The 14,857-nt window shown below is 47.0% G+C and carries 15 protein-coding genes; 10 read left to right on the forward strand and 5 right to left on the reverse strand.

The window, feature by feature from the left end:
• The first annotated feature begins 7 nt into the window (after window positions 1–7).
• The 8 genes from ACLIIY_RS24005 to yegS all read left to right on the forward strand — a co-directional run bounded on the left by ACLIIY_RS24005 (window position 8) and on the right by yegS (window position 7,435).
• Window positions 8–550 carry a F0F1 ATP synthase subunit delta gene (locus tag ACLIIY_RS24005; protein WP_005431763.1) on the forward strand — a complete coding sequence of 181 codons (543 nt, stop codon included), beginning with the start codon at window positions 8–10 and terminating at the stop codon, window positions 548–550.
• A gap of 12 nt (window positions 551–562) precedes the next feature.
• Window positions 563–2,101, forward strand: coding sequence for a F0F1 ATP synthase subunit alpha (gene atpA, locus ACLIIY_RS24010; RefSeq protein WP_009699258.1), 1,539 nt, complete (start codon window positions 563–565; stop codon window positions 2,099–2,101).
• Window positions 2,102–2,122: 21 nt separating this feature from the next.
• Window positions 2,123–2,983 carry a F0F1 ATP synthase subunit gamma gene (atpG, locus tag ACLIIY_RS24015; protein ID WP_005431811.1) on the forward strand — a complete coding sequence of 287 codons (861 nt, stop codon included), beginning with the start codon at window positions 2,123–2,125 and terminating at the stop codon, window positions 2,981–2,983.
• 23 nt (window positions 2,984–3,006) lie between these two features.
• Entirely contained in the window at window positions 3,007–4,392 is a 1,386-nt protein-coding gene (atpD, locus tag ACLIIY_RS24020) for a F0F1 ATP synthase subunit beta (protein ID WP_005431749.1), read from the forward strand.
• Between the two features lie 15 nt (window positions 4,393–4,407).
• Window positions 4,408–4,845, forward strand: a complete 438-nt coding sequence (locus tag ACLIIY_RS24025; RefSeq protein ID WP_005431788.1) for a F0F1 ATP synthase subunit epsilon — start codon at window positions 4,408–4,410, stop codon at window positions 4,843–4,845.
• Between the two features lie 207 nt (window positions 4,846–5,052).
• Window positions 5,053–5,478 (forward strand): bifunctional diaminohydroxyphosphoribosylaminopyrimidine deaminase/5-amino-6-(5-phosphoribosylamino)uracil reductase RibD, encoded by a 426-nt coding sequence (locus ACLIIY_RS24030; protein ID WP_434529517.1) that lies wholly within the window; start codon window positions 5,053–5,055, stop codon window positions 5,476–5,478.
• 139 nt (window positions 5,479–5,617) lie between these two features.
• Window positions 5,618–6,520 carry a LysR family transcriptional regulator gene (locus ACLIIY_RS24035; protein WP_005437729.1) on the forward strand — a complete coding sequence of 301 codons (903 nt, stop codon included), beginning with the start codon at window positions 5,618–5,620 and terminating at the stop codon, window positions 6,518–6,520.
• 12 nt (window positions 6,521–6,532) lie between these two features.
• The gene (gene yegS, locus ACLIIY_RS24040) at window positions 6,533–7,435 is read left to right on the forward strand and encodes a lipid kinase YegS (protein ID WP_434528646.1); all 903 of its coding nucleotides are present in this window, start codon (window positions 6,533–6,535) and stop codon (window positions 7,433–7,435) included.
• A 65-nt stretch (window positions 7,436–7,500) separates the two neighbouring features.
• Here the strand turns inward: yegS and ACLIIY_RS24045 are convergent, their stop codons facing one another.
• From ACLIIY_RS24045 to ACLIIY_RS24060, 4 genes are all read right to left on the reverse strand, one after another.
• Window positions 7,501–7,836, reverse strand: a complete 336-nt coding sequence (locus tag ACLIIY_RS24045) for a YgiW/YdeI family stress tolerance OB fold protein (RefSeq protein ID WP_434528647.1) — start codon at window positions 7,834–7,836, stop codon at window positions 7,501–7,503.
• A 17-nt stretch (window positions 7,837–7,853) separates the two neighbouring features.
• Complete coding sequence (locus ACLIIY_RS24050) at window positions 7,854–8,501, reverse strand: AcfA family outer membrane beta-barrel protein (RefSeq protein WP_434528648.1); 648 nt, start codon at window positions 8,499–8,501, stop codon at window positions 7,854–7,856.
• A gap of 137 nt (window positions 8,502–8,638) precedes the next feature.
• The gene (locus tag ACLIIY_RS24055) at window positions 8,639–9,619 is read right to left on the reverse strand and encodes an HAD family hydrolase (RefSeq protein ID WP_434528649.1); all 981 of its coding nucleotides are present in this window, start codon (window positions 9,617–9,619) and stop codon (window positions 8,639–8,641) included.
• Window positions 9,620–9,791: 172 nt separating this feature from the next.
• The gene (locus tag ACLIIY_RS24060) at window positions 9,792–10,580 is read right to left on the reverse strand and encodes a formylglycine-generating enzyme family protein (RefSeq protein ID WP_005437724.1); all 789 of its coding nucleotides are present in this window, start codon (window positions 10,578–10,580) and stop codon (window positions 9,792–9,794) included.
• A 176-nt stretch (window positions 10,581–10,756) separates the two neighbouring features.
• Here ACLIIY_RS24060 and ACLIIY_RS24065 point away from each other — a divergent pair, with 176 nt between their 5' ends.
• Together ACLIIY_RS24065 and ACLIIY_RS24070 are read left to right on the forward strand one after the other, a co-directional pair.
• Window positions 10,757–12,079, forward strand: a complete 1,323-nt coding sequence (locus tag ACLIIY_RS24065; RefSeq protein WP_005437723.1) for an anaerobic sulfatase maturase — start codon at window positions 10,757–10,759, stop codon at window positions 12,077–12,079.
• A 10-nt stretch (window positions 12,080–12,089) separates the two neighbouring features.
• On the forward strand, window positions 12,090–13,163 hold the full coding sequence (locus tag ACLIIY_RS24070; RefSeq protein ID WP_038897160.1) for a HEAT repeat domain-containing protein: 1,074 nt from the start codon (window positions 12,090–12,092) through the stop codon (window positions 13,161–13,163).
• A gap of 7 nt (window positions 13,164–13,170) precedes the next feature.
• Here the strand turns inward: ACLIIY_RS24070 and ACLIIY_RS24075 are convergent, their stop codons facing one another.
• On the reverse strand, window positions 13,171–14,787 hold the full coding sequence (locus ACLIIY_RS24075) for a VRR-NUC domain-containing protein (RefSeq protein WP_434528650.1): 1,617 nt from the start codon (window positions 14,785–14,787) through the stop codon (window positions 13,171–13,173).
• Between the last annotated feature and the right edge of the window lie 70 nt (window positions 14,788–14,857).

The following is a 14,857-nucleotide window of genomic DNA, read 5'->3' on the forward strand; positions in this document are numbered from 1 at the left end:
AGGGCACATGTCCGAATTGACAGTGGTAGCTCAACCCTACGCAAAAGCGGCGTTTGATTACGCACGCGATGCAGAATGCTTGGACGATTGGCAACAAATGTTTGCGATTACCCAAGTGGTCTTGGAACAACCTAACACGCTTCTGGTCTTGAATGACCTTGATGAAGACGGTTCTGAACAACCATTGTTGGATCTGATTCTTCATGCTGGTGGTGAATGGTTGAATCAAAACTTCGAGAATTTTCTTCGCATTATGGAAGAGAACAAGCGTCTAAAAGCGCTCAGTGAAGTAAACGTTCAGTTCCAAGAGATGAAAGCGGATTACGAACGAACCATGACAGTAACAGTGCGTGTTTCAGAACCTCTGGATGAGGAACAGATGGCAAGGCTTAAACAAGCGTTAACCGAAAAGTACGGTAAAGCCATCACACTAGAAACACAACTGGATCCATCCCTTGTAGGTGGTGTGGTGATCACAGCAGGGCAGACCGTGTATGACGGCAGTGTCCTCACCAACCTAAGCCGATTGGCGACCAACCTACATGTGTAACGGGGTATAGAAATGCAATTAAATTCAAATGAAATCAGTGAATTAATCAGAGAGCGAATTGTTAACTTCAACCTCGAAAGTGAAGCGAGAAATGAAGGTACTATCGTCTCCGTTAGTGACGGCATCATCACAATTCACGGTCTTGCAGACGTTATGCAAGGCGAGATGCTAGAACTGCCAGATAACCGCTTTGCGTTGGCTCTGAACTTAGAGCGTCATTCAGTTGGTGCTGTTGTGATGGGTCCATATGCGGACTTGTCAGAAGGGATGAAAGTAAAAGGCACCGGTCGTATTCTCGAAGTGCCAGTTGGTAACGGTCTGCTAGGTCGTGTCGTGAACACGCTAGGTCAACCAATCGATGGTAAAGGCGCAGTGTCATTCGATCGTATGGACCCTGTAGAGGTCATTGCCCCTGGTGTTATCGACCGTAAATCTGTCGACCAACCAATCCAAACCGGTTACAAAGCGGTAGATTCCATGGTGCCAATTGGTCGTGGTCAACGTGAGTTGATCATCGGTGACCGTCAGACAGGTAAAACCGCAATGGCGATTGATGCCATCATCAACCAAAAAGAACTGGGCGTTAAATGTATTTACGTCGCAATTGGTCAAAAAGCATCGACGATTGCCAACGTGGTTCGCAAGCTTGAAGAACACGGCGCACTAGAAAACACCATTGTGGTGGTTGCGTCAGCATCAGAAGCGGCAGCACTGCAATACCTAGCGCCATACGCAGGTTGTACCATGGGCGAATACTTCCGTGACCGTGGTGAAGATGCGTTGATCGTATACGATGATCTATCAAAACAAGCGGTGGCTTACCGTCAAATCTCGCTACTTCTAAAACGTCCACCAGGTCGTGAAGCCTTCCCGGGTGATGTTTTCTACCTCCACTCACGCCTACTAGAACGTGCAGCACGTGTTAACGAAGAATACGTAGAGCGATTCACTAACGGTGAAGTGAAAGGCAAAACCGGTTCTCTAACCGCACTGCCAATCATCGAAACCCAAGCGGGTGATGTATCAGCATTCGTACCAACCAACGTAATCTCGATTACCGATGGTCAAATCTTCCTACAGACTCAGCTATTCAACTCAGGCTTACGTCCAGCGGTTGACCCAGGTATTTCGGTATCTCGTGTAGGTGGTGCAGCGCAAACCAAAGTGATCAAGAAGCTGTCGGGGGGTATTCGTACCGCGTTGGCGCAATACCGTGAATTGGCAGCATTTGCTCAGTTCTCTTCTGACCTAGATGAAGCGACACGTCGTCAGCTTGACCACGGTGAGAAAGTAACGGAACTCATGAAGCAAAAGCAGTACGCACCAATGACCGTTGCTGAGCAAGCACTGGCGATCTTTGCAGCAGAGAAGGGTTACCTCACTGATGTGGCGTTAAACCAAATATCTCGCTTTGAAGATGAGTTGATGGCATTTGGTCGTACAAACGCGCAGCCGCTACTGGACAAGATCAACCAATCCGGTGATTACAACGACGAGATCGAGAGTGAGCTACACAGCTTGCTGAAAGAGTTCACTGCGCTGCAATCGTAGGACCACTAACAGGAGTCCGTTATGGCAAATACCAAAGAGATTCGCACCAAAATTGCTAGCGTGAGTAGCACGCAAAAGATTACGAGTGCGATGCAAATGGTCGCCGCCAGCAAGATGCGCAAAGTGCAGGAGAACATGCAGGCGTCCCGTCCTTACGCGGAGAACATGCGTAAGGTTATCGGTCACGTCTCGTCCGGTACGCTGGAGTACAGCCATCCTTTCCTTCAAGAACGTGAAGTGAAGCGAGTGGCTTACATCATCATCTCATCCGATCGAGGTTTGTGTGGTGGCCTGAACAGTAACTTGTTCAAAAAAGTATTGGCAGAAATGCAGGACTGGCAAGAGAAGGGCGTTGAAGTAGATACGACGCTCATTGGTTCGAAAGCAATCAGCTTTTTCCAGTCCCTCGGGAAAGTAATGGCACAGACTTCTGGCCTTGGTGATGCACCAAAACTGGAGGATATGTTGGGTGCGGTTAATGCCATGATGGAGCACTACTCCGAAGGCAAAATCGACCGCTTGTTCCTTGTTTACAACCAGTTTGTAAACACCATGGTGCAAAAACCAACGGTATTGCAAATGCTGCCGTTCCCGAAAGAAGACATTTCACGTGATAAAGAGGCTCGTTGGGATTACCTCTACGAGCAGTCTCCTCAAGACATTCTCAACCACCTGATTCAACGCTATGTGGAATCACTGGTTTATCAGGGTGTGGTTGAGAGTATCGCTTGTGAACAAGCCGCGCGGATGATGGCAATGTCTGCCGCGACTGATAACGCGGCGCAACTGATTGAAGACCTACAGCTGGTTTACAACAAAGCGCGTCAAGCGGCGATTACTCAAGAGTTGAGTGAAATTGTATCCGGCGCACAAGCGGTTTAGAGAGAGAATTTGAGGTTTAAATTATGAGTATTGGCAAAATCGTCAAAGTCATCGGTGCGGTGGTCGACGTCGAGTTCGAACAAGGCAAAGGCCCGAAAGTTTACGATGCACTGAAAATCAACGATGGCAGCGATGGCTCACTGATGCTGGAAGTTCAGCAACAGTTGGGCGGCGGTGTAGTTCGCTGTATCGCAATGGGTTCTTCAGATGGCCTTAAACGTGGCCTAGAAGTGGAATCTACGGGCAACCCAATCACGGTACCTGTGGGTGAAGAAACCCTAGGTCGTATCATGAACGTGTTGGGTCATCCAATCGATGAATGTGGTCCAATCGGTGAGCAAGTGTCTTACGAGATCCACCGTGATGCACCAAGCTACGAAGAGCAATCTAACAGCACTGCGCTACTAGAAACGGGCGTTAAAGTTATCGACTTGATTTGTCCGTTCGCGAAGGGCGGTAAGATCGGTCTGTTCGGTGGTGCGGGTGTAGGTAAGACGGTAAACATGATGGAGCTTATCAATAACATTGCTAAAGCTCACTCAGGTTTGTCGGTATTTACCGGTGTAGGTGAACGTACTCGTGAGGGTAACGACTTCTACTACGAAATGAAGGAAGCAGGCGTTCTCGACAAAGTAGCCATGGTTTACGGTCAGATGAACGAGCCACCGGGTAACCGTCTACGTGTTGCGCTAACAGGCTTGACCATCGCAGAACGTTTCCGTGATGAAGGTCGTGACGTACTGTTGTTCGTGGATAACATTTACCGTTACACATTGGCAGGTACTGAGGTGTCGGCATTGCTTGGTCGTATGCCATCTGCGGTAGGTTACCAACCAACACTGGCAGAAGAGATGGGTGTGCTTCAAGAGCGTATCACGTCGACTAAGAATGGTTCTATCACGTCTATCCAAGCGGTTTACGTACCAGCGGATGACTTGACTGACCCATCGCCAGCAACCACGTTTGCGCACTTGGATGCGACCGTTGTTCTGTCTCGAAACATCGCTGCTTTGGGTCTGTACCCAGCGATTGACCCATTGGATTCGACATCACGTCAGCTTGATCCTCAAGTAGTTGGTCAAGAGCACTACGATGTAGCGCGTAAAGTTCAGCAAACGCTGCAACGTTATAAAGAGCTAAAAGACATCATCGCTATCCTGGGTATGGATGAACTGTCTGAAGAAGATAAGCGCTTGGTGTCTCGTGCTCGTAAAGTTGAACGTTTCCTAACTCAGCCTTACCACGTAGCTGAGGTGTTTACGGGTCAACCGGGTGTATTTGTTCCGCTAAAAGACACCATTGCAGGCTTTAAAGCGCTGCTTGATGGTCAGTACGATGACATCCCAGAGCAGGCATTTATGTACTGCGGCAACATCGACGAAGTGCTTGAAAAAGCGAAAAAACTGTAAAGCGCGGGAGGCAATATGGCCATAGCGGTTTCACAAAATACGTTTCAACTGAATGTGGTAAGTGCGGAGGGTACACTTTACTCAGGTCCGGCACATGCTATCGCGGTAGCCGGTGCGGATGGTGAGTTAGGTATTCGTCCTGGTCACTCACCGCTGATCAGTAAAATCAAGCCGGGCGTTGCTCGTATTACTGGTGACTTGTCGAAACCTGAAGAGATTCTGTATGTCTCTGGTGGTTTGGTCGAAGTCCAACCCGATGTGGTTACTGTGCTAGCGGATACTGCGCTTCACGGTAAAGACATCGACAAAGCAAGGGCGGAAGAAGCTCGCAGAGCGGCGGAAGAAAACATTCGCGCGCATGTGGACGACATCAGCTTTGCACAGGCACACATGGAGTTGAACAAGGCATTGGCGCAACTTCGTGCAGTAGAACTAACGATGAGAATTCGTTAGTCACTTTTTCGGAATGCGGTCTGAAGAGTGGTAATCAACGGGGCAACTTCGGTTCGCCCCGTTTTATTTTTTATGAATATCAGACAAGGATTGATTTGTTTGGGAAGGCCGAACGTAAGAGCTTTGCAAACACTTTTATATAGCGAGGAAAGCATGCTGGCGTTAGAATCCATCACCCAAATTTTGAATAACGAGTATCAGATCCAAATGAGCCAACAATTTATGCTTCGTGCGTTGGAAGTGTCACGCAACGCGCTGCCTGCTTGTCAACCAAACCCACCTGTCGGTTGCGTGCTGGTAAAAGACGGTGAAATCGTGTCAGAAGGGCATACACAGGCGATTGGCGGCAATCATGCAGAAGTTGAAGCTCTCAAAGCTTACAGCGGCGATTTAAGTGACGTGACCGCGTACGTAACACTAGAGCCGTGTTCGTTTGTTGGACGTACACCTGCTTGCGCAAAAACCTTAGTGACTTGCGGCATCAAAAGAGTGGTGGTTGCCATGTTAGATCCTGACCCACGTAACGCTGGTCGTGGTATCGACATCCTAAAAGAAGGCGGCGTAGAAGTAGAAATTGGTTTGTGTGGAGAAGAGGTGAGTGCCTTTTTAACCCCTTACCTAGGAAAATCCTGAGCGATTTTCAGAATATTCTTCGTCAATGCAGGGTTAAAACTCGCGAAAACATGCATAGACGCTCAAATCCGGTGTTCTGAGTCGTTAACTATCATACTGTTAGCTAAAATAAGACCATGTCCTGTTTTATGTTTGCAAAATGAAGAGCACCGATTTAAACCTTATCCCAATTTTTGTGGCGATTTACGAAGAGCAGAACCTGTCTAAGGCCGCTGCTCGTCTTGATATCAGCCAACCTGCGGTGAGCAAAGCACTGGCTCGTCTTCGTGATATCTACGATGAACCACTTTTCCACAGAAGTACTTCTGGCGTCGAGCCAACCAGCTTTGCGATGGATATCTATCCCGCAATGGTTGCTGCGTTAAAAAACTTCACCTCTACGCTTTCCGCTTCTAGCAGTTTCGATCCTAAAGTTTCTAACCGCATTTTTTCGATCGCCTGTGTATCTGTAGCGAGCTATGAGTTGATGCCACAACTGATGCGTCAAATCCGCGAGCAAGCCCCTAATATCGGGTTAGAAGTGCATCCGCTGTTTACCGAAGATTACGAAAGCGACTTACGTTTACAAAGATACGATTTGATCATCGATTTGCCGCCACGTGGGCGAACGGTATTAAAAATGGACCCAATCTTTTCTGAGCGTTTGATGGTGGTATGCAGCTCTGAGCATCCGCGCATTCAAGATTCCTGTTCAGTTGAGCAATTCTTGGCGGAAGAACACGTTGTTGTATCTCGTTGGCACGCTCGCAATAGTTTGTTAACGGGTGAAGACATTGAAGATTTGGCGAGTCGCAACATTGTGTATCGTGCGGCCGGTGCGATGGAAATGTTGCCAGTGATCAACGGCAGTGAATACATCGGTATGTTGCCACTGTCGACCATCGAACACTTCTCAAAAACCTATGACATTAAAGCCGTGCCGTTGCCGTTCAATGACAGTGTGCATGACCTTTGTGCGATTTGGCACTCTAGCCGCAGTAATGAAAGCGCGCATCAATGGTTAAGAGCTCAGCTAAAACAAGCGGGTAAAACGATTCGATAACGAGGAGCGAGCATGAAGACAATACGTGCCATTCTAAACGGTAAGAAAGCCGGAACCCCTGAACTTCGCAACGAGATCATGCGAATGCGAGAGCAGGGTGTAGATTTGCAAGTTCGTGTGACTTGGGAGTCTGCAGACATGGAGCGCTTAGTCAAAGAAGCGGTCAATGAAGGCATTAGACGTATTGTTGTCGCGGGTGGTGATGGGACTGTCAACGAAGCAGTCACAGCGCTCAACCAGATTGACCCGAATGCTCGGCCTGAATTGGCCATTATCCCAATGGGGACGGCGAATGATTTCGCAACTGCAACAAAGATCCCAACCACGATTCGAGAATCCATCGAGCTCGCGGTCAATGGTGACGCCGTTGCGGTAGATAGCGTTCAAGCCAACGACCGTTATTTTATGAATATTGCAGCGGCAGGTTTTGGTGCAGAGATTACCGCAGAGACGCCCGTAGAGCTGAAGAACTTTTTAGGTGGTGGCGCTTACACATTAACAGGACTAGTAAAAGCGCTAGGGTTTAAACCTTATGATGGCTCGTTGACGATAGAACAGGGCAGTTATCAGGGAGAAATTCTCGTTGGCGCATTTTGTAATAGTCGTTTAGCTGGCGGCGGACAAGCGCTCGCGCCAAACGCACTTATTGATGATGGTTTAATGGACATTACTTTGGTGCATCCATTCTTGCCCCATGAGCTACCTCAAGTGATTGATGAAATTCAAAACCCAACCGAGACTGGGCAGTTTGTTAAGCATACTCAGGCGAGTTGGTTGGAGATTGATTTTCCTAAAACGCTACCATTGAACTTAGACGGCGAGCCTTACCGTTCTAATAAGATTCGATTTGATGTCAAACCGCAAAGCATTCGCTTGGTGCTTCCGCCACATTGCCCTTGCTTGAGTGTTCACTAGAAAAACGAAAAGCCACCGATAAAGGTGGCTTTTGCTTAATTGGAACAAGGGATAATCGCTAGTGCTTAAAGCTTCTGAATGGTATCAACTTCAATTTGAGTTTTAGTCCATTCCGAATCCACTTCACCACGGATAGCAACTTGATCTTTTGGTGACACGTCTTGCCCCATCCAGTCTTCGTTGTCGATCTCCACTTGGATTTCACCTGTGTTGTCTTTAAATAGGTAAGTCTCATTGCCCAACGCTTGCACAATGTTACCCGTTAACAACACATAGCTGTCATCAGCCGCTTTTTGTGCTTCTTTGACGGTATTGATTGCAGCGGTTTCAGGACCGGTAAAGGCACCCAATGCTGAGCCTGAAAGTAGGGCGAGCATTGACGCAAGAATCAGTTTTTTCATGCTAATGGCTTCCTAAGTTAGAAATAGTAAGTAGAACCTACGTTGATTGATGCTGTGTTTGCGTAGCTATCAAGTTGGTACTTCGCGTTTGCGCCGATGGTCAATTGAGGGAAGATTTTGTATTCCGCACCAACAGAGAACACGGCACCCAACTCGTTATTCTTTTCTGTGCTGTGGAAAAGTGTTTTGCTCATTTCCACATCGTCATTTGAAACCAGCTCGTGCTCTTCGTACTTACCGGCTTTCGATTCGTATTGTGTGTAGCTCAGACCCGCTTTTACTTTGGTGGTCCATTTGTCGTTTAATGCGTAGCTAAACACAGGAGCAAGGGTGATTTGTTTTGCTTTGATGGATGAATCCCATTCCATGTCACGGTGGTAGTCTTTTCCATCAAAATTCTGGATGCCTAGGTTCTTTGAACGGCTATCTTCTAGTTCAAATTGGTTGTAACCCAGTTCTAACGCCCAAGAGTCGTTGATCGAGTAGCCAACAAAGCCACCAAAAATACCGTCTTCCAATTCAGGGTTTAGATTCACACCGTCAGCGTCAAAAGATGTTTCAAAATCGTGGTCGGTGGTGCCGAATCCATACTCCAAACCCACATAAGGTGCGGCTGCTACCGAAAATGAGCTTGCTGCTAGAATCGTCAGGACTGTTCTTTTCATTCTGTTTTTACCTCTTCGTTTTGATGGGAGGCATTGTGTGTGAAGAGTCGTGAAGTGATCGTGAAGAAAAGGCTAACGATTGAAAATGAATAAAAAAACTCCCCAAGAAGGGGAGCTTTGAAGAAGTCGTAATGGTGTTAGTAGACAGTGCACCATTCGTTTTTCATGTCGATAAGATGCCAGTTATCGCGTTGGTTGGCTTCATCCATCGCTTTATCTAAGTGGCCGACGCTGGATTTACGGTCGTATTTCCACTCTCGATCTTCATCGGTGTGGTGAACGATCATCGCCATCGAGTTTGGCTGACTGGTTGCCCACTGCATCATCGCGTGGTCACCGTCTGAGTTACCAATTGCGAGAACAGGTTTCTTACCGATGATGTGTTGAATGTTTTCCACTTTACCGGCTTTGTCATCAATCGTTAGGATTTCACCTAACTTAGTCACAGTTGGCTTACCGTCGTTGTAGTCGTACTTGTATTTTAGTGCGCTACCAATGATTTGTTCTTCAGGGATGCCGTACACTTCTGGTGCCCAAACACGCATAAAGTCCACGCCGCCACCAGAGACGATGTAAGTCTTAAAGCCGTGCTCTTGCAGATAGGTCACCATTTCACGCATTGGTTTGTAAGTCAGCTCGGTATACGCCTTACCAAAACGTGGGTCTTTTGCAGCTTTTAGCCACTGTGCGACCTTCTCTTGGTATTCTTCAACCGTCATGCCGCTGTGTGTGACTTTAACGATCTCAAGCAGTGCTTTTTCACCGCCCTTAAAGACGCCTTCGATATCATCGTTCAATACTGATTTGAACGGCTCTTGCGCCTTCCACTCTGGGTGGTCTTTTGCCATGACTTTCACTTCGTCTAGCGCATAGGCCAGCTGGAAGTAGAAAGGCTTCTCTGACCATAACGTACCGTCGTTATCGAACACGGCAATACGGTCTTGCTCAGGGATGAATGTCGATTTCGTTGTATCCAAAGATTGGTCAACGTAGTTTACGATGGCGGTCTTACTTGCTCCATCTTTCCAAGAAGGTAGCAAGCTTGGGTCGCAATCTAAAGCCATCGCTGAGAACGATAAACCAGATAAGACTGCAAGGGCACAGATGTGTTTCTTCATATTATTATTTACCTAAGTTTGAATGTATTGTTTGTATACATTTGAGGTGAAATGTAAATGAGAACAACGTGGATTTAGCCTCTTTCCCTAACCATTTCCCTAACCAAGAGACGTGTTAATTGGTAAGAATGCGCAAAGGGGCAGTAACGTCGCTTCTCATGCGTAATCGTGCTTAATCAGCATCTTTAGCAAGGCGAAGTCCCATGTCCGACATAATTATAGACTGGCTTGCGAAATCTCGACGGAAATTCTCTGATTCATCAGAATCATAGGCAAAGCTGCCGCCTCGTACGGACTTGTGTGCTAGGCCGGCTTTTTCATCTTTAGCGTTGTTTGGGTTCTCGGTTGGGCCATAGCGGTAGAAAGTATCGTCATACGCGTCGATCACGAACTCACCAACGTTACCTGTCATATCATACAGACCAAGTTCATTAGGTTGTTTTTGACCTACGGGGTGAGCTTGGTTTTTGGAGTTGTCGGCATACCACGCCACATCAGCAATGTTGTTTGAGCCTGCGTAAGTGAAACCTTGGCTCTTGTTACCACCTTTTGCAGCAAACTCCCATTCCGCTTCTGTCGGTAAGCGGTAGTTTTCACCAGTCAGCTCGTTCAACTTCTCGATGAAGTAATTCGCCTGTTGCCAGCTCAAGTTGTTAACTGGGATGTCTGCACCTTGGAAGTAACTCATTGAAGAACCCATGACAGATTCAAACAATTCTTGAGTGACCTCAAATTTGGAAATGTAAAAGCCGTCTACCTTTACTTCGCGTGCTGGGGTTTCTGCCTTCTTGGCGGAGTCGCTGTCCGATCCCATGACAAATGAACCGCCTTCAACCAACACCATGTCTTGATCAATGTTGAGCGCGATAGGGTGCGGTGATTGAGTCGCACAACCACTCATTAATACGCTGAATGATAGAATGGAAAGTGCGGTTAACGATTTGCTTTTAAATGATTTCATCAATAGTTTCTCGCCAAAAAAGTCACGATAAATATTAGCAATAAACGCTATGAAAAAAGGTTATAAACGGTATAACAAGCCTCTTGTATTAATGGGATTTATGATTAGGTCATCAAGGTGAGAATGGCACGCTTATGAGCGTTCTCAGATGCATTTCATAACGAAAAAGGTGACGTATGCACATTACTCAAGGTCCTCAGTTCAACGGTAAAGCCTCTAAGCGTTTACATGTCATGGCGAAGCCTATCGGGGCGGCTTGTAACATTGATTGCACTTACTGCTATTACCTCAGCAAGCAGGACTTACTTGAGTACAAAAAAGGCTGCACGCCTGTGATGGATGAAGAGACTCTAGAAACCTACATTCGTCAGTACATTGAAGGACAGAACACGCCGGAAATCATCTTCTCTTGGCAGGGGGGTGAACCAACGATGTTGGGCTTGGATTACTTTAAAAAGATTGTTGAGTTTCAATCTAAGTACAAGCCAGAAGGCGTAGTCATTTCAAACGATTTACAAACCAACGGCACGTTGCTCAACGACGATTGGTGTGCATTTCTAAAAGCAAATAACTTCTTGGTCGGTTTGAGTATCGACGGGCCAGAAATGATGCACAACGCTTACCGAACCAACCGCGCAGGACGTGGCACGTTTAACCAAGTGATGAAGGCTGTTGAACTGCTGCATAAACACGAAGTGAAGTTCGCAACGCTAACTTGTGTCAACAATCTAACCAGTCGCAATCCTCTTGAGGTGTACCGATTCCTGCGTGATGAAGTGCGTTCTCCGCAAATGCAGTTTATTCCCATTGTAGAACAGAAAACGTTCCGTACTACCGCACCTCAAACATGGGAGCCGCAAGAGCAGCTGAAACAAGGCGACAAGCGTCTTATTCCTGGTCACAAAGACTCTGTGGTTGAGCCATGGTGTGTGGCAGACGAGGCGTGGGGTAACTTCCTTATCGCGATTTTTGATGAGTGGATTCAACACGACATTGGCAAGGTGTTTGTTCAGTACTTTGAAGCGAGTGTAGAGACTTGGATGGGGCGCAAAAACCCACTTTGTACACTGGGCGAGATTTGCGGCAAAGGCTTGGCAATGGAACCAAACGGTGACGTTTTCGCTTGTGACCATTACGTTTACCCAGAATACAAGATTGGCAACATCCACCACGAAAAGTTAGACACCTTGGCGTATGGTCCTGAACAACAAAAGTTTGGCTTTGCCAAGACTCGCTCGCTAACCAAGCAGTGCCAACAGTGTGATTACCAATTTGCTTGTTACGGCGAGTGTCCGAAAAACCGTTTCATTCGCACTAAAGACGGTGAACCTGGGTTGAACTACCTATGTGCAGGTTGGAAAAAGTTCTTCTCTCATGCTGATAAGGCAATGGCATACATTCTTCGTGCAACGGGTAACCCTGTGGCACATGGCAAATACAGTGATGCAGTGTTACGCCAACAAGCGGCGAAGCGTCCTGTATTCGAAACCAAATTTTAAGGGGGTTGATATGACATTCTCAAAAACGTTATTAGCCATCGCTCTAGGCGTCACCGTAAGCCAATCTGTTGCAGCGCAGGATGAGACCTTGCTAGCACCGGACCAAGTTTCTTCTGCGAGCGTGACAAGTGCAGAGGAAACCCATTCAGCACAGATGTCGCCGCAACAAGTGGTTGCGAAGTGGTCTTATCAAGCACAAGACGTGAAACAACCAGTAGAAAAGCGCATTGAAGCGTTGCATGAGTTGGCAAAATACCCAAGTCAAAACGCGCTGGTGGCAGTTGCGCGCAGCCTTCAAGACCAAGATCCTGCGGTTCGTGAAGCCGCGATTGTGGGAGCAGAACCTTACACGATTGAACATCGCTGGCGCATGATTGAGCCACTGTTGAGTGATCCAGAGGCCATGGTTCGCATTACTGCTGCGACCAACTTAGTGCGTGACTTTTCCAACGTGAGCAGCGAGCAACAGCAAACGCTGGAAGCGCCGGTTGCTGAACTGATCAGCTACTTAGAGCACAAGAAAGATGACGGCTCCAAACTGCTGTTAGCGGATGTTTATCGTTGGCACCATGAATGGGATAAAGCGGATAAAATCTATCAAGCTTTGGTGACCAATCAGCCTGAAAATCCACAAATCTGGCTAAGCTTGGCCGACAACTACCGAGCGCAGCAACGCGATGCTGATGCGGTCAAGACATTAGATTCTGCAATTAAACTTCATCCTGATAATGCGTCTTTGCATTACTCGAAAGCGCTGACGCTGGTGCGTTTGGATGAGAAGAAGAATGCAGCGACAGAAATCGAAAAAGCGGCCAACATGGCGAAAGATAACAGCTACTACTGGTATCTCAATGGTGTACTGCAAGAGGACTACAACCTAGACAAATCGGTGAAGTCTTTTGAGCAAGCGTATTTGATTTCTGGTGCGCCGGAACAGCTTTATGCGGTTTGCGACATTTATGTTCGTTACGACAACCCGAAAACAGATGAGTGCTTGGGCGAACTAGAGAAAGTCGCACCAAGCTACGTGATTGATCAATTGAAAGAGAAGAAAGGTCAGAAGAACGCCAAAGTAAGCAGCTAAGACCTTTCTAAGCTTGTGCCGTTACATAACAGACAGAGAACGGCACATTGAGGCGATTGAACTCCTTGATCCAACGCCATTGGTTATCTTGGAGTTTGTCGCCCGGACCTTTCACTTCTATCCATTCAAACTTCCCATCTTTAAATGCAATCAAATCCGGCATACCGTTTCGATAGAGTTTTAGGTCACTTAACTGCACGTTAAACAGTTCGACCAACAGGGCATTAGGGATGTGTTCAAGTGCTAGGGAGATTAGCTCTTCGTTCACGTATGCCCAACTGACGAAGGGATTACTGACCCCAACTTTATCTCGGTATGTATCAAACAACGCCTGTGTATTGCCTTGTTGAACTTGCTCAAGCGCATTGTCGATAAGCTGCTTTCTTTTATCGACAAAATCGGCGTGATACAAATCCAATGGTCGATGTTGATATGCGTTAATGAATGCGCCTTCTATCGGTGCAAAAATCGCATCCCACAAGGTTAAGCCTAACAAGCTGTTGAGCAGGGTATTCTCGGAATAGAAAACGGTCCAACCTAAACTTTCGAAATGCGCTTTGGTTGCCAGCTCTACCCGTTGCTGAGATAGATCCAATTCGATGCGGTATTCGTTGCACTCGGGCTTGGTGGCTCTCGGGACTTTCAAGCCTTGTTTACGTTTAACGCGTTGTTCGAGCTTCTGTGCCACCTCAAACTCAGAGACATCGATAGGGTGGGTGAGCATTTCCGTGACAATGTCACTAAATAAATTGTTTTGTTCTAGCTTGTCGTAAATGCGAGCACGACGCTCTCGGCTTGGCGTGAGTGTGGTTGTCTCAAACAACGCAATTGCAATCTCAAGCTCGTTTATGCGCTCGTAATCACGGGCAATGTCGTTAATCATGTGCTCGCGTTTACGGTCGACGTAGTGATGTTCAACCCGTTCTGGCATCGCTTCGATAAGAATATCGAGGTTCGCTTTTTGTTTTCTGTCGCATTGCCAATAAAGGTTGGAGAGTTGGCTGAGTTCAATAAGCCGATCGATTTGCTCTCTGCTCTCAAAGAATCGACGCGCTTTACTTAACTGGTATTGTTCGAATTGGTGTAAGCCTAAATCGTCGAGCACGAATTGGCTGAGGTCTTGATGGGTATTCGCAAAAAACAGCGTCAGCAAAACATCAATCATGTGTGCGGAGTTAAGCTTAATCACCGTGAAATCCAGAGCCTCAAATAGCTCGAAACGCTCTTCACTCAGGCATGCTACTAACGCCTCTTTCTTGAGGGATTTAGGATGCTCAGGATAGAGCGTGACGATCTCTGGCTTGGTCAGTAGATTCGCTGATAACTCCTGTATCGTTAGGTCAGGGGAGAGCGAGACAAAACCATGAGTTGCCAATTCATCCAAAGCCGACTGGATGTTCTCAATTTCTTGATAGTTGAGTTTGTCGCTACGAAACCAGCACCCTTTACGGCTGTAAAGACGCACGAGAAGGCACTGTGCAGGCTTGTTTAAGCTCTTAAACGCGGATAGCCATTGGTGTTCATCTTCGCTAAGTAAATCGCTGTAACACTCGGTAGCGTGCTGTGTGAGCTTAAAGAAGTTATCGAGATAGTAATCTGGCGCGAGTTCGACTGTGTTTTCCATAACCAACTAACAATAAAAAAGGCTTAACCCATAGGTTAAGCCTTTTTCGAATCAATTTCTGCAGATCTAT

This window comes from Vibrio sp. K4, assembly GCF_051122595.1.
Taxonomy (GTDB): Bacteria; Pseudomonadota; Gammaproteobacteria; order Enterobacterales; family Vibrionaceae; genus Vibrio; species Vibrio owensii.